Here is an 18813-nt window from a genome sequence, read left to right as displayed (position 1 = left end):
ATTTTCTTATTTTTATGTATATAAAAACTAGTAAATATTTATTTACTAGTTTGGGTAATGCCGAATAATTCACTTAAAATGTCTTTCGATACGAGCACATCCGCCAATGTATAGGTATCAAGCACAGCCAAATATGCTTTTAATGCTTCCTGTAAAGCAAATTTCAGCCTGCACTCGGGTGATATTTTGCAAAGGTTCCCTTCCGGATTAAAACATTCAACTAGGTGGAAGTCATCTTCCGTTTTGCGCACGACTTCACCGATATTAATTTGTTCAGGTTCCACTGCCAAACGAATACCGCCACCACGTCCGCGAATCGTTTCAATATAGCCAAGTTTTCCTAAATCATGCGTAACTTTCATTAAATGGTTTTTGGAAATCTGATACGCATCTGCAATTTCCTGAATCGTAACTAAATTTTCTCTGCCCCGTACACCTAAATACATGAGCGTACGTAAAGAATAATCTGTATATACTGTTAACCGCACGCTGTTCACCATCTTTCTTCAACTTAAGTATAACATTTTAAATAAAATGTTCGAATAGAACGGCTTATGTTTGTCGATGAATTCATTATAATATTTTGTGTCCAATTTGTTAAAGATGTATTTTCTATATATGTTTGTGACAGATCTGTTAAAGATGTATTTTTGATATTGCTTTAAATTTTTTTTAGCAGTATATTGATGGTGCAAGAAATAAACTAACCAATTTTGAGGGGACGTGCAATGTATGTTAGCACAACAAACAATTGATACAATCAAATCAACAGTACCTGTATTGGAGGTACACGGATTAGCGATTACTAAAACTTTCTATTCAAACCTATTCAGAGAAAACCCGGAATTACTGAACATTTTCAATCATACAAACCAAAAGAAAGATCGTCAGCAAACAGCTTTAGCAAACACGGTTTATGCAGCAGCAGTTCACATCGATCACTTGGAGGCAATCGTACCGGCTGTTGTTCAAATTGCCCATAAACACGTAAGTTTAGGTATTTTACCGGAGCATTATCCGATTGTCGGCAAATATTTATTAGAAGCGATTAAAGAAGTTCTTGGAGATGCGGCAACAGATGAAATTATCGACGCTTGGGGTAAAGCATACGGCGTCATTGCAGATGTATTCATTTCAGTTGAAGAAGATTTATACAAAGCAGCAGAAAATGCTGGAGGATGGCGCGCATTCAAAGAATTTAAAATTGCAGAAGTTGTGGAAGAAAGCGAAGCAGTCAAATCTTTCTACTTAAAACCAGTTAACGGTGAAAAACTGCCTGCCTTTAAAGCTGGTCAATTCATTACATTACGTACACAAGTACCTGGTGAACAATACTTAATGAACCGCCAATATACATTAACAGACGGTTCGGAAGATTATTTCCGCATATCTGTAAAACGTGAAGATGATGTAACACCGAACGGAATTGTTTCCAACTTCCTTCATAACGCAGAAATCGGCACTAAAGTGGATGTAAGTGCTCCTGCAGGTGTGTTCACATTAGTGGAAAATGAAAGCCCTGTTCTATTTATCAGCGGTGGTGTTGGTGTAACGCCATTACAAGGAATGCTGAAAACAATGGAAGGTCGCCAAGCATCATTTATTCAATGTGCTCGCAACGAAAATGTAGCGGCATTTAAAGAAACAATCGAAGAAAACGTTGCAGCGACAGACGGTAAATATAAAGCGGTTTATTCAGATATAGACGGCTATATTACAAAAGCGCAAATCGAGGAATTTTTAGTTCCTGGTACGGAAGTGTATGTATGCGGTCCAACAGTATTCATGGAAACGGTGATCCAATACTTAGTTGAGCTCGGTGTACCAGCTGAGAAGATTCATTATGAATTTTTCGGTGCAGCGATGGCGTTGCAGATTAAGAAGACAGCTTAATTTATAGTAAAGCTTTTATATAGTATGAAGAAGAAACAGCCAGTTTCCGGTAGCCACACCGGGGACTGGTTTTTTGTTTTCCTCCCCTTTCACTACTATTTACTTACTATGTTTCTGTGTTACTAATAAATTGGTGCGATGTTCTAATAAACCCGAAAAAGTTCTAATAAAACACCGATCTTTTAATATAAGTCGTCAATATTCAAATAAGTGGTCGAAGTCTTCTAATAAGCTACCGAGAACTTCTAATATGTGAGTCGGATGTTCTAATATATCGGGGAAAGTTCTAATATAAGCTGCAGACCACAATTTCTAATATGCAATTACAAAGTTTTAATGATCTTGTGCCCCGGTTTTCTAATAAGTTAGTTGAAGCTCCAAATCATTGCTTCCCACAATACTCCTGACTCGCAGCTACAACAGCAATTAATCCACCTTTTGCATAGGCCTTCGTTAAATCACTGCCAATGCCTACAGCAACAGCACCTGCCTCGAGCCACTCCTGCATATTGTTGGCGTTTATCCCGCCTGTCGGCATTATTTCCACATGAGGCAACGGTCCATTCACCGTTCGAATAAAGTCGGGTGAGAAATGGTTCGCCGGGAACAGTTTTACGATATCACAGCCTGCTTCCAATGCCGTTATTATTTCATTTAAAGTCATACACCCCGGTAAATAGGGCACGCCGTAGCGGTTGCATAATTTTGCGATGTCCGCATTAAAGCTTGGGCTGACAATAAATTTCGCTCCGCATAAAATTGCATGTCGTGCCGTTTCCGAATCCAGAACAGTTCCAGCGCCTATGACCGCATCTAAAGAGCGGATCTCCTGAAATACGTCCTGAACAAACGGTGTTGTATATGTAAGTTCTATAAGGCGAATTCCTCCCTGTACAGCGCCTTGAATTATCTCTGTCGCTTCGTTCACCGAGTTTCCGCGAATGACCGCTACAATTTTATGCTCTTTCAGTTGGTGTATCACTTCATATTTTTTCATCGGACCCCTTACCTTTCGACTAACGTTTTCTGTCCTAAAAATACTTCCACATCCGTATATTCCGGCAAGCCTTCATTGTCTCCCTTTACCGTTGTTACCATCGCACCAACAGCATTCGCAAAGCGCAGACGCTCGGCCACGTCATAACCGTTCATTAGACCGAAAATATAGGCCGCATCATACCCGTCTCCGGCACCAACCGTATCGACAGGTTTGACGTGAAATGGTTCGGCATTATGCCATTGTCCATCTACATAAGCTTTCGAACCATTCGCGCCGTCCTTAATGACCAGTTCGGTAATGTTATACTGTGCGGCAAACTGTTCAAATGGCGTAGGACCGATAATCATTTCAATTTCGTCCAGCCCGGTCAATAAAATATCGACATACGGGAAAATCTCAAAATATGCAGCCCTTGCTTGCTCCAATGTCCAAAGCTTCAAACGGATATTCGGGTCAAAAGAAACCGGAATGCCTTTTGCTTTTGCGATGCGTAAAATAGCCAGTGCAATTTGCAGATTTTGCGGCGCAATGGCCAAAAACACGCCCGTCAGATGAACATACGCAATGTCATCGAACATTGATTCATCAATATCCTCTTCGGTCATCGTCAAAATCGGCGACTGATAGCGGTAGTAAAATGTCTTACCCGAGCCGTTTTCCAATATTTCTTTAAAATTCAGTGATGTCGGATAGCCGGACACATGCTCCACATAATCCATATTGATGCCTTCACCGCGCACTGTATTATAAATATATTTCGAAAATTCATCCCCTCCTAATCGGCTCATCCATTTGACGGGAAGCCCTAATCTGGCACAGCCAATGGCAAAATTCAGTTCTGCCCCGCCTAACTTGCGTTCAAATGAATCAACATAACGTAACGGACCTGTAGCCACCGGATTAAATGTGATCAGTGCATCCCCTAAAGTGAAAATATAGTTTCGTTCCACGCGCTTTCCCCCTGCTTTCATACAAGTAATTGTTGAAAGAAAGGCCGTCCTAAAAGTAAATGACTTTTGGACAGCCTCATTTCTTCTATTAAATTAGAAGCTTCTCTATTGCTTCCGTTATTAACGAATACGTATTTCTGTTTCTTTATCAAAGAAGTGCATTTTATTCGTATTAACTGCAAAATTAACTTTTTGTCCTGCTTCAATTGTTTGTTGGGCATCTGTCAATGCGACAACTTCCTGGTCTCCGATTTTGAAATACAGCATAATTTCAGAGCCGGTTAACTCCGCAACTTCTATTTCGTTTTGAGACACAACAGAAGGATCAAGCTCCGCCGTCTCTTCCCCTACGAAAAAGCTTTCAGGCCGGATCCCTAAAATAACTTCCTTCCCGACATATCCTTGCTGACGAAGCATCGTCATTTTATCTTCCGGAATGATTATTTTTCTGTCACCCAGCTGGTAATAGCCATCTTCTACCCGACCATCTAAAAAGTTCATGGAAGGTGAACCGATAAAGCCGCCAACAAATACATTTTCCGGATTATCATAAATATATTTCGGTGCCCCTACCTGATGAATAATCCCGTCCTTCATTACGACAATACGGCTCGCCATCGTCATCGCTTCTGTCTGGTCATGTGTTACGTAAATAGTTGTTGTACCGATACGACGGTGCAGCTTAATAATTTCTGCACGCATTTGTACACGCAGCTTTGCATCGAGATTTGACAGCGGTTCGTCCATCAAGAACAGCTTCGCATCCCGCACAATGGCACGGCCCAATGCAACACGCTGTCTTTGCCCACCCGATAAAGCTTTCGGTTTACGATTCAAATAATTTTCAATACCTAAAATTTTCGCAGCATTGCGCACTCGCTCATCGATTTCCGACTTCGGCAGCTTCCGTAATTTTAAACCAAACGCAATGTTATCATAAACCGTCATATGCGGGTAAAGCGCATAGTTTTGGAATACCATGGCGATATCACGGTCTTTTGGTGCGATATCATTGACACGCTTATCATCAATATAGAAATCCCCTTTTGAAATCTCCTCCAAGCCTGCCATCATCCGTAAAGTTGTCGATTTACCGCAACCAGAAGGACCTACAAAAACGATGAATTCCTTATCCTCGATATGCAAGTTAAAATTATCAACAGCGGTTACTTTATTATCATAAATTTTATAAATATTATTTAATTTTAATTCTGCCATTTCCTTACCCCCTCAATCGATTCCACGTGAACATTGCTAATGTGCTTCTTAATTTAATAGTAATAGAAAACGCTTTCAGAAATAATTTAAAATTTTTAGATAATTGTATAAAATCTTATAATATATGGTGTATGATGTGCTATTTCGTTCTTTACTGCACTCTTTTAGCTTGTTCATACCGTCCTTGTATATAACGAATGCTGTCGGTAAGATGGGGGTCGCGTGTATTTTCCAAAAGAATGTTGATGAACGGCTTCTCCTTCTTCAGTCGTTGCAACAAATATTTATAATCCAGCTGTCCAGTCCCAACTGGTACCATCGTAATTTCTCCATTGTCTACGATGAAATCTTTTGCGTGAACAATAACTATCCGTTCACCGAATAATTGGAACGCTTCCTCCATGACAGAATGCTGTTCATGGACATTATCCAAGCTCATAAAATTCGCTGGGTCATAAATGACTTGCAGGTTCGGAGACGGTACATCTTCCAGTAATCGCTTCATCCGTTTCGGTGTATGAATCGGGTGATTGATTCCGCCTTCAACCCCGACGATGATACCAAACTTTTCGGCCTCTTCTACGAGCTCACGCACACTTTTCACCACTTCTATATAAGCTTCCTCAGTAAAATTATCTTCGCTGTAACCGAGTGATGGAATAACACTGCCCGTTTCTGTTCCGACAATAGTGCAGCCGAAATCACGTGCGAAACGGATATGCTCTTTAAAACGATCGAGCTGCCTCTGTCTTTCAGGTAAATCCGGATGAATCATATTAATGTAACAGCCTAAAACAGCGATCCGAACATCATGCTGCTGAAAAATCGATTTTACATAATGACCATACCCTGGTGATAATGAACCTGTACTTGTTGAAAATTCCGTAATGGATTTTGCAAGTGCAAGCTGGACTGCAGAAAATCCTCTTTGCACTACGTTTGCAGCAAGCTCGTGTAAGTTTTTTGCTTCCACATCATGTGCACGAATACCTAAATTTACTTTCATTGTCCCCACATCCTTTAGTAAAAGCCGTATCAGCATGGCGTGATACGGCTTATGATTTCGTATTAATTTTAGTCGTTATCTTGCCAGCCAGCCGCCATCAACAGCTAAAATATGACCGTTCGTATAATCCGAAGCACGGCTTGCCAAGTAAACGACCGATCCCATCAAGTCTGCAGTCGTAGCCCAACGTCCTGCAGGAATACGGGATAAAATTTCCGCACTGCGCTTTTCATCCTGGCGAATTGGTGCCGTATTATCTGTCGCCACATAGCCTGGAGCGATCGCGTTAATCTGCACATTATGCTCTGCCAGTTCATTGGCGAATGCCTTTGTCAAACCGGCAACGGCATGTTTGCTCGCTGTATATGGCGGAACAAATTTGCCGCCCTGATATGAAAGCATTGAGGCGATATTAATAATTTTCCCGCTCTTTTTTTCTACCATTACTTTCGCGACTTCCTGGCTTAACAGATAGAGGGAGTTTAAGTTAATTTCCATAACCGCATCCCAGTCTTTTTCCTCGTAATCCAATAATGGCGAACGACGGATCGTACCGGCATTATTCACTAAAATATCCACTGTGCCATACTCTTGCAGGCAAGCTTCTACAGCTGGTTTGATGACCGTACGATCGCTTAAATCAGCTTGAAAAAATGTTGCTTTTTGGCCTGTTTCGTTGATAAGACGTTCTGTCTCACTCCAGTCTGCGCTGCGTGCGATGACAAAAATATCTGCTCCCGCTTTTGCCAATGCGACCGCATATGCCTGACCTAACCCTTTATTGCCGCCTGTTACAATCGCAATTTTCCCTTTTAAGCTAAAGTAATCCAATGAAAAACCGGCTACATCCTGTGTCATCTATTGTTCCTCCATTCGCTTATCGTAAATCTTCCATTTTTACATGGTCCATGTCGTCATACGTAATGTTTTCGCCGCACATTCCCCAAATGAATGTATAGTTACTTGTCGCTGTGCCTGTATGAATCGACCAGCTTGGGGAAATTACCGCCTGTTCATTTTTCAAAATAAGATGACGTGTTTCGTCCGGTTGGCCCATAAAGTGGAAAACGCGTGTATCCGCTTCCATATCAAAGTATAAATACACTTCCATACGGCGTTCATGCGTATGAGCAGGCATTGTATTCCATACACTGCCCGGTGATAGCATCGTCAAGCCCATCTGCAACTGGCAGCTCTCGCAAACATTCGGATGAATATATTGATAGATTTTCCGTTCATTCAATGTACCTGGTGCACCTGCTTCTAACGGTTTGATGTTGTTAATGTCAATTTTCACCGTCGGATATGTATGGTGCGCCGGTGTGGAATTGATGTAGAATTTCGCCGGATTTGCCGCATCGTTTGATCGGAACAGCACTTGTTTCGTACCACGGCTAACATATAAACCGTCTCGGCGCTGCATGTCATATTCAATACCATCCAATACGACAACCCCATCACCACCGATATTGATGATGCCCAGTTCACGGCGTTCTAAAAAGTAACTCACGCCCAATTCTTTATCCAGTTCAATCGTCAGTTCCGTATCAGCTGGTGTCACCCCGCCAAAAATCATACGGTCGACATGTGTATATGTTAAATGTACCTTTCCAAGTTCAAAAAGTGTTTCCACTAAAAAATGCTGACGCAATTCGTCCGTATTATAGCGTTTAATTTCTTCAGGATGATTGGCATAACGTGTTTCCATTTGACTACCTCCTCCGGTTAATAAACAGTTTTAATCATTCAGGTCTGTGATCCCTAAGTTTCGCTATTGTTTTCTGAATATTGTTACAACCCGATTATAAAAAACGATGTAAGTGTTTACAATGTTACGTAAGGATGTCCTTAAAATATCAAACGCTTTTCTTAAATATTTGTACACATAAGCTCGGCTTCAGCCCGGGCTATAAAAAAAGCTAGCGGCATCTTTAACCGCTAGCTGACATTCGGATTCAGTTTCTTTTTAAATTCGGCCGGCGTATGGCCCGTGTATTTTTTAAAACAAATGCTGAAATATTGCGGATTACTGTACCCTACCTGCTCGCTAATTTCATAAGTTTTCAAACTTTCTTCTCGCAGCAGTTCCATCGCTTTTTTCATGCGCAATTCCAATAAATAATCGCCAAAATTAAACCCTTTTTCGAGTTTAAACAGATTGCTTAAATACGGTGCACTTACATGAATCATTTTAGCCAGTTTCTGCAATGTTAAGTTGCTGTCCGAATAATATTCATTCATATAGTAGATCGCCAAATCAACATGGCTTTTAAACTTACTTTCCTCTTTTTGATAAAGAATTTCCGACCACTGTTGAATAAGCTCCCGGATAATTTGCATCATGTCGTGCAGTGAATTCATTTCCATAACAGCCTGATATACATGAGCGGAATAGGTCGATGCTTCGTCTTTACTCCAGCGGTCGATTTCAAATGATAACAGCGTCGCATATTTCAACGTCATCACTTTCAGATCTGCTAGAGACAGCGATTGATAGTCGATGATTGCGTCATGAAATTCTTCAAGCAATTCCTCCACTTTTTCCGGAACCCCTTGCTTAATCTGTGCAATCAGTTTCGTATCAATCGCTTTTAAACTTTCCGCTGATTGCTCGCCGCTTGTCACTTTTTCATCGATTGAAAACAGTTTGCCAGTCCCCAGAATATAGCGCAAATCCAACGCCATTTTAGCCTCGACAAACGAACGGCCAATTTCAAACAAATTCGTATACGGACGCCCATACGCCAATGTCACATCCGGCAGCTGCTCAAGCAAAAAGGTTGCCAGGCCAACAGCTTCCACCGTTTCATCATGACCGATCAGCAGCACCCATTCATTGTCCGTGACAGATAATAGATGAAATTTGTCTTGATCAATCTGCGTTGATGTATTCAGAACAATTTCTTTATCAAGCGACGATTGCAGCTTTCCTTCACATCCGTCATGCACAATAATGGCAGAATAAAATGTCCCGTCCAAGTGAACATCCAATTCAGCAAGCCCTTTTTCAATATCGGTCTCCGTTTCACCAACCGTCATGAGCTGTTTGAAAAATTTCTGCTGGCGTATTGCACGCGACTCTACCAGCAATTGTTCATTCGAAAACGTTTCGGACCATTCCGCGAGTGCTTCCTTCACCTTTTCAAGCAGCAGTTCCGAATCGACCGGTTTCAATAAGTAATCGAATGCTTTTAACTGTACCGCCTGCTGTGCGTAACTAAAATCCTCATAACCCGTCAAAAATATAAATTTTGTCTGCGGACTGATTTCCTTTAATTGACGCGCCATATCGAGCCCATTTAAAAAAGGCATATTAATATCTGAAATGACGAGATGCGGCTGATGCTGTGCAATCAGTTCAAGTGCCATTTCCCCGTCACTTGCTTCTCCTACCACTTCTATTCCATTCTCTCCCCATGGAATCGTCTGGCAAATGCCTCGACGAATAATGCGATCATCCTCTACTACGATTATTTTATACATCCTTAGTCAAGCCCCCCTGTTGTCACCGGAATAGTAATAATCATTGATGTCCCTTCTCCATATACACTTCGGATTGTGAGTCCGTAAGCTTCCCCGTACTGCATTTTAATTCGGTCATTGACAGACTTTATGCCAATTCCGATATATTGCTTCTGATCTTGGTAAGTCAGCTGCAGCTCCGCATGAATCGCTTCAAGCCTTTCCTCGGAAATTCCTGAGCCGTTATCTATTACATCCATGTAAATACGATCTGCGTCCCGGTATCCTTTAATCACAATCTTTCCTTGGCCGCGCTTTTGCTTTACGCCATGATAGATCGCATTTTCAATTAACGGCTGCAACGAAAGTTTGACAATCTCATTATCCAAAATGCTTTCCTCTACTTCAATTTCATACGTAAAATCATCCCCGTAACGCATCTCCTGGATAATCAAATAATTTTCGATATGCTCAATTTCTTCTTTAACCGAGATGATTTCCTTCCCTTTACTAATCCCGATACGGAAAAAGTTCGATAATGCCGTGACCATCTGGCTCGCTTCTTTTGTCATGCCCATGTCACAGAGCCCCTTAATCGAGTAAAGCGTATTATAGAGGAAATGCGGATTAATTTGTGCATGCATAATAGCAAATTCCAGTTGGCGTTTTTCTTCTTGCTCCAAAATCACCTGGTCCATCAACACATTTATCCGGTCGATCAATTCGATAAAACCACGGTTCAACACACGCATCTCTTTCGGTCCTGATATTTTTTCTTCCAAATAAAGATGGTTTTCATTGACGAGATCCATCTGTTTCGCCAATTTCTGAAACGGTTTCGACATATAGGAAATGAAAATATTCGTCACAAAGACAACGAGACCGATCATGATGATAATTAAAAACAATGCGAATATTTTTATATACTCCACTTTGTTCAACAGATCATCTTCAGGCACAATCGCTGCGATTTTCCATCCGTTCGACTCTAGCGTATCGTATATGACAATCATTTCTTCATTGTCTTCATTTGTATATGTAATTTGGTCTTTTGGATTTGATAATTGATGCAATTTCTGAAAAGTCTTGTCATCAAGCGTATATTTCGACTCAAGTTCCTTCGACTGATAGATCCCGTCTTCGGAAATAAGCGCCAAATAACCATTCTCCCCGATGAGTGATCGACTCAGCACCTTTCCGAAAAATTCTTCGCGAATATTAAGGAGCACTATGCCTTTTTTCTCCAGCTCATTCAGTTCCAAAAGCTTGTACATCGACATCACCGAATTCCCGGTATGAAATGCTGCGTCTTCATGCACATTTTTCCATTTGAAATTTTCACTGTTTGGTTTGTAATTCACGAAAAAATCATCATAATCAATGACCGGTTTTTTCGTAAATTCACTTTGATAAATCAAAAATTCCCCTACGTTCAGATCAATCGTAGCCGACTCCAAAATGGTACTGTACCGCCCGTAAATGATCTGCAGGTTTTTATCAATCGGAATGTAATCTTCCGGTACAATCTGCTCCTGCTCCTTCATCAGTAAACTGACCAGCCGTGAATCATAGGAAATGGACACAAGCTGCGAAAACAGATCCGAAAGGGTGTGGTCTAAATAATTTTTCGTTTGATAAATCGTATCGTTCATACTTTGATACGTATTTTCTTCAATTTGTGCCGTTGCGATGTAAGTCGATACACCACCCGTCACTAAAATACATAAAATTACAATCGGCAAAAACAACATATTCATCGTTGTTTTAAAAGAGTGAAAAATATATTTATACAAAAATGTCCTCAGTCGTTCCAGATGCCCCACCTACCAAACATTCCATTCTCTTTTAAGGAGATGATATTTCATACATAAAACGCATACAAGAAGAGTAACGCAGTTTCTACAATTATTTTCTATATTTTCTAATTATTCTAACATAAACATGTTATTACTTTACATTTATTTTTTGAAGTCAAGAAAAAAGTACCCTATAAACCGGGTACCTTTCCGTTTCTATTATTATTTTGCCTTAATGTCGTGCAACGCCATGCTTGCTAGGATGAATGCGCCCATGCCATGCAAATCATTTTCGGAAGTTGGGCGGTCCACATAATAATCGTACACCCCTGCGGATGTGCCAATGCAGATACCTTTTAGATTGGCTACATCCTCCTGCACATCGACCATATGCTCGATCAGTCCGTCATACGCTTTATTTACTACTTGTTGATAGGAATCATCAACCAAGCCAAGTTTAATCGCTTTTGCGATGAAGTAAATAAACAGGGACGAGCAGGAAGATTCCAGCCAGTTATCATCAAGGTCTCCTTTATCAACAATTTGATACCATAAGCCCGTTTCTTCGTCCTGAAACTTCGTAATAGCAGGCACTAAATCTTTTAGCGATTGTTCCATCTCTTCCTGCCCTCTTGAACCGTTGATCAATTCCAAAATATCGACAAGTGCAGTACCATACCAGCCGACAGAACGTCCCCAAAATTCCGGGGAGCACCCTGTTTCTTTGTCCGCCCATGGTTGCGCCTTTTTCTCATCCCACGCATGGAACAGTAAGCCTGTATTCTTATCCTTCATATGTGCGCGCATCAGTTTTTCCTGGCGAACGACATTCAGCACTAGCTCTTCCTCGACAAAATGCTCATTGTACATGAGCATAAACGATGCCGCCATGAACAAACCGTCCAGCCACATTTGATAAGGATATTTATCTTTATGCCAAAAGCCACCCTCTGTTGTCTGATTAATCGAATACAGCAAATGACGAAGTTTTTTCGCAGCAACTAAATAACGACGGTCTTTTGTCTGTTCATACAAAGGGAACAGTAAAATGCCTGCCTGAACAGAATCAAGCTCATCCCGTGCAAAGTATAAGTTACCTTCTTCGTCGATCAGGCTGTCGATATAGCCTTTCATATAGTCAAAATACTGCTGGTCACCTGTCGCTTCCCATACACGAAGCATACCGTATAAAAATACCCCCTGATGATAGTGGAAGGAATTCGCCGGTGGCAGCTGATCTGGTGTATACGTATCCATAATTGCCTTACATGCTTTTTCCGCCAGTGCAAGCGGTGTATTAACCGTAATATTTTCGGATGTCGTTCTCATTTGTGCCCTCTCCTTTAGCTTTAGCGTCGTTTGTAAATTTCAAAAAACAAAGGGTGTGGCTAAAGCACCGCACCCTTTTTTTGTATTATTTGCCGAAGTGCTCTGAGTATTTAGCTTGCGCAGCTTCCATCGCACCCGCCCACTCATCTAAAAATTCCTGTGCTGACGCTTTACCACTCATTACCGATTGGATTCCCGCATCGACCGTACCATCCAGGATTGAACGGTATTCAGGTAAATAGAATGGCGGCTTATAAAGAACTGTGTTCGGATCATCATACACTTCAAATGCAGTTTGAATATGAGGCGAATTTTGAATCCAGTCTTCTTTTAACACGTCACTGTTCGTCGGAATCTGACCGACTTGCTCATTCCAGAAACTTTGACTAGCTGCCGAGTTCAGGAATTCTGCAAATTTCCATGCTTCATCGGGATTATCTGTCCCGTTGAAAATTGAAATACCGATCGTATTTCCGCCTTCCGCCACGTAATTGCCGTCTTCCGATTTAGGCAGTGGAATCGCCTGGAACTGTCCTTCTTCCAATGCTTCCTTGTGCTCACCGAATGAACCGATGTTATGCTGTACCATTGCCACTACACCTGTATCAAAGCCGGCGATCATTTCTTTATAGCCGTTTGTAATATCGCTTTTCGGTGTGTAGTCTTCATATAACGATAAATACTTTTCGATAAACTCGACGTTTTTCGAATCATTGATCGTTGCTTTGCCGTCTTCCATCAAATAATTTTCAAACCCGTTGTACGCATACATCATACGCTGAATTTGGAATGATCCGCCTGCTCCGCCGCGGATTGTATAGCCGTAGCGATTATTCGCTTTATCCGTCATTGCTTCTGCAGCCGCATAAAATTCATCCCAAGTCTCAGGAATCTTTACTCCTTTTTCTTCAAACCAGTCTTTGCGTACCCAAAGGATATCCAGGTTTTGTGTATAAGGAATTCCGTATAGCTTTTTATCCGCTACGATGTCCTTATTGAAATTCAGTGCCCCTTCATTGATCATACCGTTCAGCTCTGAATCAGCAAAATAATCATCTAATGGCAGTAATGCTTCACGAATCGAGAATTCAGGTAACCAGCTCGTTTGGACAGATGCCAAATCCGGCGTATCGTCCGCTGCAATGGCCGCATCCATTTTTGATTTTGCCGAGTCTTTCGGTAATCCGACATACTCCACATCAATCATCGGGTTTTCCTTTTCAAATCGGGAAATTAATTCCTCCCAAATCGGTGTTCGCTGCGGTCCGGCATTTTCATCCCAGAACGTAATTTTTACCGGCTTTCCGTTTTCTGCTGATACCTCTTTTTTACCTGCCGACTCATCATCCCCGCAAGCGGCCAATAATAACGCTGTTGCGATCGTACCTACTGCTATCGATTTTCTGAACTTGCTTTTGAACATCAACCTTCACCCCTTATAAATTCATGTACAATTAACCTTTTACTGCTCCACCCATACCATTGACTAAATGCTTTTGTGCATATGCAAATAAAATTACTGCCGGAATTAAGGCAATGACACTGCCTGCTGCCAACGCACCGTAGTTGACATTGAATTCGCCCATCATCGTACTCAGACCGACCGGCAAGGTGAACCGGTCCTGACGATTCGTGAGCATTAAGGCAATTAAAAATTCATTCCATGTGTAAATGAATGTAAACACCCCTGTTGCGACAATACCTGGAAGCAGCAGCGGGAACACGACATGACGGATGGACTGAAGTTTCGTACACCCATCAATCATCGCCGCTTCCTCCAATTCTTTCGGAACGTTTGCGATGAACCCGCTCATCAATATGGTCGTAAACGGAATCTCAATCGCCGTATACGTAATAATTAGAGCGAGTGGACTGCTGATCAGCCCTAAATTTTTGAAAATGATAAATAACGGGATAATCATCATTGATCTCGGGATAAATTGCGTACATAACAGCATCAGCATAAAAGCGCGTTTTCCCTTGAACTGATAACGGGCCAATGCATAGCCGGATAATGTTGAACAGATTAATACAACAATTACTGTACTGATGCCGACGATCAAACTGTTTTTCATGAATGTGGCAAACCCGACATTATTCCACGCCATCACAAAGTTTTCCACTGTCGGATTAAGCGGCGCATATTCCAGCGGACGTTTCATAATATCTCCCTCAGGCTTGAACGCCGTATTGATCGTCCAATAGAGCGGGAAAAGGGTAAAACTTAACAACATACCGAGCGGCACATAAAGTGTCAATAACTTATCTATTTTTTTATTTTTAGAAAACATAGGCTATCACTCCTTTTCATAGCGCGATAATTTCAGATAAAGCGCCGCGAAAACTAATAGAATACCAAACGAAATGACTGTAAGCGCTGAGCCATATCCAAAGTTACTGCCATGAACAGCTAATTCTGCAATATACATTGTTAATGTTGTTGTTGAATGGGCAGGTCCGCCGCCTGTTAAGTTGAAGATCAGGTCAACGTTATTAAACTCCCAAACCACTCGCAGCAGTGTCGTTAAAATAATCGTATTTTTCAGCTGCGGCAATGTTACGAACAGGAATGATTTCCAGCGGCTCGCACCATCTACGCGCGCTGCTTCGTACAATTCTTGCGGAATACTTTGCAGACCGGCCAAAAGAGTAATCGCAAAGAATGGAATACCCCTCCACAGTTCGGCAATAACTACTGCACCAAATGCGGTAGATGTACTTGCCAAAAAGGCTTGCGGTGAATCTATAATGCCGAAACGCATCAGGATATCATTCAGTACACCCATATGCTCGTTGTACATCAATGACCAGATAACAGATGCCAGTACACCTGAAATCGCCCAAGGAATAAAAGCAACCGCACGTATAATTCCTCTGAATTTAAATGTCTGGTTCAGCAACAGAGCCAAAATCAGACCAAATACCAATTGAAGCCCCACTTCTGTAACAACCCACTTCAAACTGTTGAGTAAGCTCGGGAAGAACAGCTTATCACTGGTAAAAATATTCACGAAGTTATCGAGCCCTGCAAAACTATTATAGTAAGGTGCCGAAATATCGTAGTTTTGGAAGCTATAATAAAATACCATTCCTATCGGGTAGAAAAGGAAACTTACAACCATTAGTACGGCCGGCGTAATGAATAGATATGGGACCAGCTTCGCCTTATTAAATTTGCGGACTTTTTCGCTTTTCTTTTTTTCCAATACTTGTTCATTTACTTCTGGGGAATAACTCATTAAATTTCCTCCCTTCTTACAAATCATTCTAATTGAAAACGCTTTCCCGAAATATTCAAAATATTAAGATGTTAGATAAAAATTTTAAGAATCTTCACATTTTGATGGCATAAAAAAACGCTGAGCAGTTTTTTCACCTACTCAGCGCTTCCCGTTTGGGCATGATATTTTTCATATAGTGCATATTCATTTTCAATGGCCACGCTCCACTCTTTCAAGAACTGCTCGATTGTTTTCGTACCGCTCAGCACTTCCTGAAGCCCAGGTTCAACAATCGTAAACCGGATGGAATTATACGCAATTAAATAGAATGGCGGCTCGTACATTTTCGTGTTCGGATCTTGATAGACAGAAAGCGCTGTTTGCAGATGCGGCGAATTTTGCACCCAGCCCTCCTCCAACACATCCTCATGTGTCGGCAATTGACCGACTCGTTTGTTCCAATGGCTTTGTCCCTTTTGCGACGCGATAAAGGAAATAAATGTCCATGCCTCTTCCGGATGATCGGTGCCCTCGAACATTACCATATCCATCGTATTACCTGCCTCAACAGTGTAATGCCCATTGACTGATTTCGGCAATGGCAATGCCTGAAACTGATCCGGTGACAGCACTTTTTGATGCTCTGCATATGAACCGATATTATGCTGGATTAAACCGACAGCGCCATGTTCAAAATCGTCAAGCATGCCTTTATAATCTTTTACAATATCATTTCTCGATGTATGTAAGTCATAGAGCGACAAATATTTTTCCAGAAACTCCACATGGAGCGGGTCATCAATTGTACTCTCTCCATTTTTGATATACGTCGAAATACCCGAATAGGCATACATCATCCGCTGCAGCTGAAGTGACGACCCTTCCCCGCCGCGAATGCTGTAACCATACTGTTGATGCTCCTTATCCGTAAAAGTTTTCACCGTATGAAAAAAGTCATTCCATGTATCTATCGTATCCAGCTCATAGTTGGAGAGCCAATCCTTTCGTACCCAGAGGACATCCATATTTCGAGTGTAAGGCAATCCGTACAATTGATGATCCTGTGATATATTTCGATTGTAACTGATGAGAGACTCCGCAATCTTGTCTCCTTCTTCCCACTTTTCAAAATAGGAATCCAGTGGCACCAATGCTTCACGATATGTATATTCCGGTAACCAGCTCGTATAAATGCTGCCAACATCCGGCAATGTCTGCATTGCGAGTGCCGAATTGAATTTCGGTTTCGCGATATCCTTCACGAAGCCTTCGTATTCAATATGAATATGGGGATGCTCCTCTTCAAAGGTCGCGATCAGTTCTTTCCAAATGGCCGTACGTAACGGACCGGCATCATCAAACCAAAACGTTAAGGTCACGTCTTTTTTCGGCGAGCCATCCACCTTTTCTGCTTCCTCACTTGAACAACCCGCCAACATTAACAGTAAACAAATGGGGAAGACATATAACATATAGGTTTTTCGTAAGCTGCTCAATGAGATTCCCCCTTAACGTCAGCTAGCTTCTCACATTCGACATTTGGACAAGCATTTCATCCTTTGCCGTATCTTTGGAACGACAGTGTTCCATCACGACATTTTTACTATTCGTTATTTCAAATGCCGGTCCTTCATGCTGTTGGACCGTCACATGCTCAAACAACACATTTTCCGCATTGGAACAGAAAAAACCACGTTGTTTCATCGGTTCCAGATCCACCATCATTGCCGGTAAATCTGGCTCTGCATCCAGTTTCATCGCAATACGAATATGGCTGAATGTAATATCCTCAACCGGCATCTCCGGTAAGCCATACATAAAGCCGGCAGCCGCCGTTACCTCCGTCGCGGTTATATTCGAAAAATGAATATGTCTGAACTTCGGTGTCAGCGCTGTAACAGGCTGCACCTCCTTATCCGAAACATACGGCTCCATTCCTCGTGGACCGTGATAATAGTATAAGTTTAGTATAAACGGACAAATGACATTATTCATCACAATATTGTTTACACGGATATTTTCAATCGTACCGCCTCTTCCTCGCCGTGACTTAAAGCGAATGCCGCGGTCTGTGCCTTCAAAAATACAGTTCGACACAACGACATTGCGAATATCTCCGCTCATCTCACTGCCGAAGACGACCCCGCCATGACCGTGGAGCATCGTACAGTTCGTAATCGTTATATTCTCACAAGGAATCACACGCTCCGCATCCTCAGTACCCGATTTTATCGCAATACAGTCATCCCCGACGTCAATCGAACAATCGGAAATTCTCACGTTGCGGCACGATTCCGGATTAATGCCGTCCGTATTCGGGGAATTCGCCGGATTAACAATCGACACAGCCGAAATCGTCACATTGTCACAATCGTTCGGATGTACCGTCCAGCTCGGTGAATCAATCATTTTCACCTGCTCAACATGCACCCGCTCACAATGGTCAAAGCTCACTAAATTAGGGCGAGGATATGCGAGGGCATCCTCTTTAAAAAGTTTCCACCAGTAAGCACCCTGGCCATTCAGTGTGCCAAAGCCTGTAATCGCAATATTTTTTGCATGACAGGCATAAATACAGGACATATATACATCTCGACTTGCCCCTTCCCAGCGAGAGGAAATGACCGGATAATCCTCCCGATCATTTGAAAACAAAAGCTCGGAACCCGCCTCCAAATGCAAATGCATATTACTTTTCAGTTCAATCGCACCCGTCACAAACACACCGGCAGGCACATAAACCGTCCCGCCCCCTCCCTGTGAACAAGCCTCTACCGCACGCTTAATCGCAGATGTGTTATTGGCCCAGCCATCACCTACCGCACCAAACTGTTCAATATTATAAACCGCCGAACTATGCTGCATTGTATCCCATCCTTTGCAAACAAATCTTGTTGAGATTAGCATATAAAATCTTGCTTATGGAAGTCTAGCTGCA

At 41.9% G+C, this 18813-nt stretch carries 16 protein-coding genes; 1 reads left to right on the top strand and 15 read right to left on the bottom strand.

The window, feature by feature from the left end:
* Positions 1-38 precede the first annotated feature (38 nt).
* Positions 39-488, bottom strand: a complete 450-nt coding sequence (locus tag MHH44_RS08995; protein WP_179946239.1) for an RrF2 family transcriptional regulator — start codon at positions 486-488, stop codon at positions 39-41.
* 244 nt (positions 489-732) lie between these two features.
* On the opposite strand from MHH44_RS08995, the gene hmpA reads away from it, so the two are divergent.
* Entirely contained in the window at positions 733-1893 is a 1161-nt protein-coding gene (gene hmpA, locus MHH44_RS08990) for an NO-inducible flavohemoprotein (protein WP_340798359.1), read from the top strand.
* 382 nt (positions 1894-2275) lie between these two features.
* Here the strand turns inward: hmpA and MHH44_RS08985 are convergent, their stop codons facing one another.
* The 14 genes from MHH44_RS08985 to MHH44_RS08920 all read right to left on the bottom strand — a co-directional run bounded on the left by MHH44_RS08985 (position 2276) and on the right by MHH44_RS08920 (position 18740).
* Positions 2276-2890, bottom strand: a complete 615-nt coding sequence (locus MHH44_RS08985) for a bifunctional 2-keto-4-hydroxyglutarate aldolase/2-keto-3-deoxy-6-phosphogluconate aldolase (protein WP_340798358.1) — start codon at positions 2888-2890, stop codon at positions 2276-2278.
* Between the two features lie 8 nt (positions 2891-2898).
* Positions 2899-3864 carry a sugar kinase gene (locus MHH44_RS08980; RefSeq protein ID WP_445683037.1) on the bottom strand — a complete coding sequence of 322 codons (966 nt, stop codon included), beginning with the start codon at positions 3862-3864 and terminating at the stop codon, positions 2899-2901.
* 99 nt (positions 3865-3963) lie between these two features.
* On the bottom strand, positions 3964-5061 hold the full coding sequence (locus MHH44_RS08975; protein WP_340798355.1) for an ABC transporter ATP-binding protein: 1098 nt from the start codon (positions 5059-5061) through the stop codon (positions 3964-3966).
* A 151-nt stretch (positions 5062-5212) separates the two neighbouring features.
* On the bottom strand, positions 5213-6067 hold the full coding sequence (locus tag MHH44_RS08970) for a sugar phosphate isomerase/epimerase family protein (RefSeq protein WP_008407836.1): 855 nt from the start codon (positions 6065-6067) through the stop codon (positions 5213-5215).
* A gap of 75 nt (positions 6068-6142) precedes the next feature.
* Positions 6143-6925, bottom strand: a complete 783-nt coding sequence (gene kduD / locus MHH44_RS08965; protein WP_008407838.1) for a 2-dehydro-3-deoxy-D-gluconate 5-dehydrogenase KduD — start codon at positions 6923-6925, stop codon at positions 6143-6145.
* Between the two features lie 19 nt (positions 6926-6944).
* Positions 6945-7775 (bottom strand): 5-dehydro-4-deoxy-D-glucuronate isomerase, encoded by an 831-nt coding sequence (gene kduI, locus MHH44_RS08960; protein ID WP_008407839.1) that lies wholly within the window; start codon positions 7773-7775, stop codon positions 6945-6947.
* A 230-nt stretch (positions 7776-8005) separates the two neighbouring features.
* Positions 8006-9550: a response regulator gene (locus MHH44_RS08955; RefSeq protein ID WP_339264408.1), complete on the bottom strand. Its 1545-nt coding sequence runs from the start codon at positions 9548-9550 to the stop codon at positions 8006-8008.
* Between the two features lie 2 nt (positions 9551-9552).
* Complete coding sequence (locus MHH44_RS08950) at positions 9553-11322, bottom strand: sensor histidine kinase (RefSeq protein ID WP_340798354.1); 1770 nt, start codon at positions 11320-11322, stop codon at positions 9553-9555.
* A gap of 225 nt (positions 11323-11547) precedes the next feature.
* Positions 11548-12654: a glycoside hydrolase family 88/105 protein gene (locus tag MHH44_RS08945; RefSeq protein ID WP_340798353.1), complete on the bottom strand. Its 1107-nt coding sequence runs from the start codon at positions 12652-12654 to the stop codon at positions 11548-11550.
* A gap of 85 nt (positions 12655-12739) precedes the next feature.
* Positions 12740-14077 carry an ABC transporter substrate-binding protein gene (locus MHH44_RS08940; RefSeq protein ID WP_065216154.1) on the bottom strand — a complete coding sequence of 446 codons (1338 nt, stop codon included), beginning with the start codon at positions 14075-14077 and terminating at the stop codon, positions 12740-12742.
* Positions 14078-14108: 31 nt separating this feature from the next.
* The gene (locus MHH44_RS08935; RefSeq protein ID WP_339264402.1) at positions 14109-14945 is read right to left on the bottom strand and encodes a carbohydrate ABC transporter permease; all 837 of its coding nucleotides are present in this window, start codon (positions 14943-14945) and stop codon (positions 14109-14111) included.
* Positions 14946-14951: 6 nt separating this feature from the next.
* A complete protein-coding gene (locus MHH44_RS08930) occupies positions 14952-15893 on the bottom strand; it encodes a carbohydrate ABC transporter permease (protein WP_340798352.1) in 942 nt (313 codons plus the stop codon).
* A 137-nt stretch (positions 15894-16030) separates the two neighbouring features.
* The gene (locus MHH44_RS08925) at positions 16031-17371 is read right to left on the bottom strand and encodes an ABC transporter substrate-binding protein (RefSeq protein ID WP_339264401.1); all 1341 of its coding nucleotides are present in this window, start codon (positions 17369-17371) and stop codon (positions 16031-16033) included.
* A gap of 22 nt (positions 17372-17393) precedes the next feature.
* Complete coding sequence (locus tag MHH44_RS08920; RefSeq protein WP_339264400.1) at positions 17394-18740, bottom strand: glycoside hydrolase family 28 protein; 1347 nt, start codon at positions 18738-18740, stop codon at positions 17394-17396.
* Positions 18741-18813: the final 73 nt, after the last annotated feature.

The sequence above is a fragment of the Solibacillus sp. FSL K6-1126 genome, from assembly GCF_038003445.1.
Classification (GTDB): domain Bacteria; phylum Bacillota; class Bacilli; order Bacillales_A; family Planococcaceae; genus Solibacillus; species Solibacillus silvestris.
This window is presented reverse-complemented; position numbering and strand designations above follow the sequence as displayed.

What these genes read in the sequence shown, in the direction of transcription:
- hmpA (WP_340798359.1), top strand. Translation starts at nt 733, where the DNA reads ATGTTAGCACAACAAACAATTGATACAATCAAATCAACAGTACCTGTA.
- MHH44_RS08985 (WP_340798358.1), bottom strand. Translation starts at nt 2,890, where the DNA reads ATGAAAAAATATGAAGTGATACACCAACTGAAAGAGCATAAAATTGTA.
- MHH44_RS08980 (WP_445683037.1), bottom strand. Translation starts at nt 3,864, where the DNA reads ATGAAAGCAGGGGGAAAGCGCGTGGAACGAAACTATATTTTCACTTTA.
- MHH44_RS08975 (WP_340798355.1), bottom strand. Translation starts at nt 5,061, where the DNA reads ATGGCAGAATTAAAATTAAATAATATTTATAAAATTTATGATAATAAA.
- MHH44_RS08970 (WP_008407836.1), bottom strand. Translation starts at nt 6,067, where the DNA reads ATGAAAGTAAATTTAGGTATTCGTGCACATGATGTGGAAGCAAAAAAC.
- kduD (WP_008407838.1), bottom strand. Translation starts at nt 6,925, where the DNA reads ATGACACAGGATGTAGCCGGTTTTTCATTGGATTACTTTAGCTTAAAA.
- kduI (WP_008407839.1), bottom strand. Translation starts at nt 7,775, where the DNA reads ATGGAAACACGTTATGCCAATCATCCTGAAGAAATTAAACGCTATAAT.
- MHH44_RS08955 (WP_339264408.1), bottom strand. Translation starts at nt 9,550, where the DNA reads ATGTATAAAATAATCGTAGTAGAGGATGATCGCATTATTCGTCGAGGC.
- MHH44_RS08945 (WP_340798353.1), bottom strand. Translation starts at nt 12,654, where the DNA reads ATGAGAACGACATCCGAAAATATTACGGTTAATACACCGCTTGCACTG.
- MHH44_RS08940 (WP_065216154.1), bottom strand. Translation starts at nt 14,077, where the DNA reads ATGTTCAAAAGCAAGTTCAGAAAATCGATAGCAGTAGGTACGATCGCA.
- MHH44_RS08935 (WP_339264402.1), bottom strand. Translation starts at nt 14,945, where the DNA reads ATGTTTTCTAAAAATAAAAAAATAGATAAGTTATTGACACTTTATGTG.
- MHH44_RS08930 (WP_340798352.1), bottom strand. Translation starts at nt 15,893, where the DNA reads ATGAGTTATTCCCCAGAAGTAAATGAACAAGTATTGGAAAAAAAGAAA.
- MHH44_RS08920 (WP_339264400.1), bottom strand. Translation starts at nt 18,740, where the DNA reads ATGCAGCATAGTTCGGCGGTTTATAATATTGAACAGTTTGGTGCGGTA.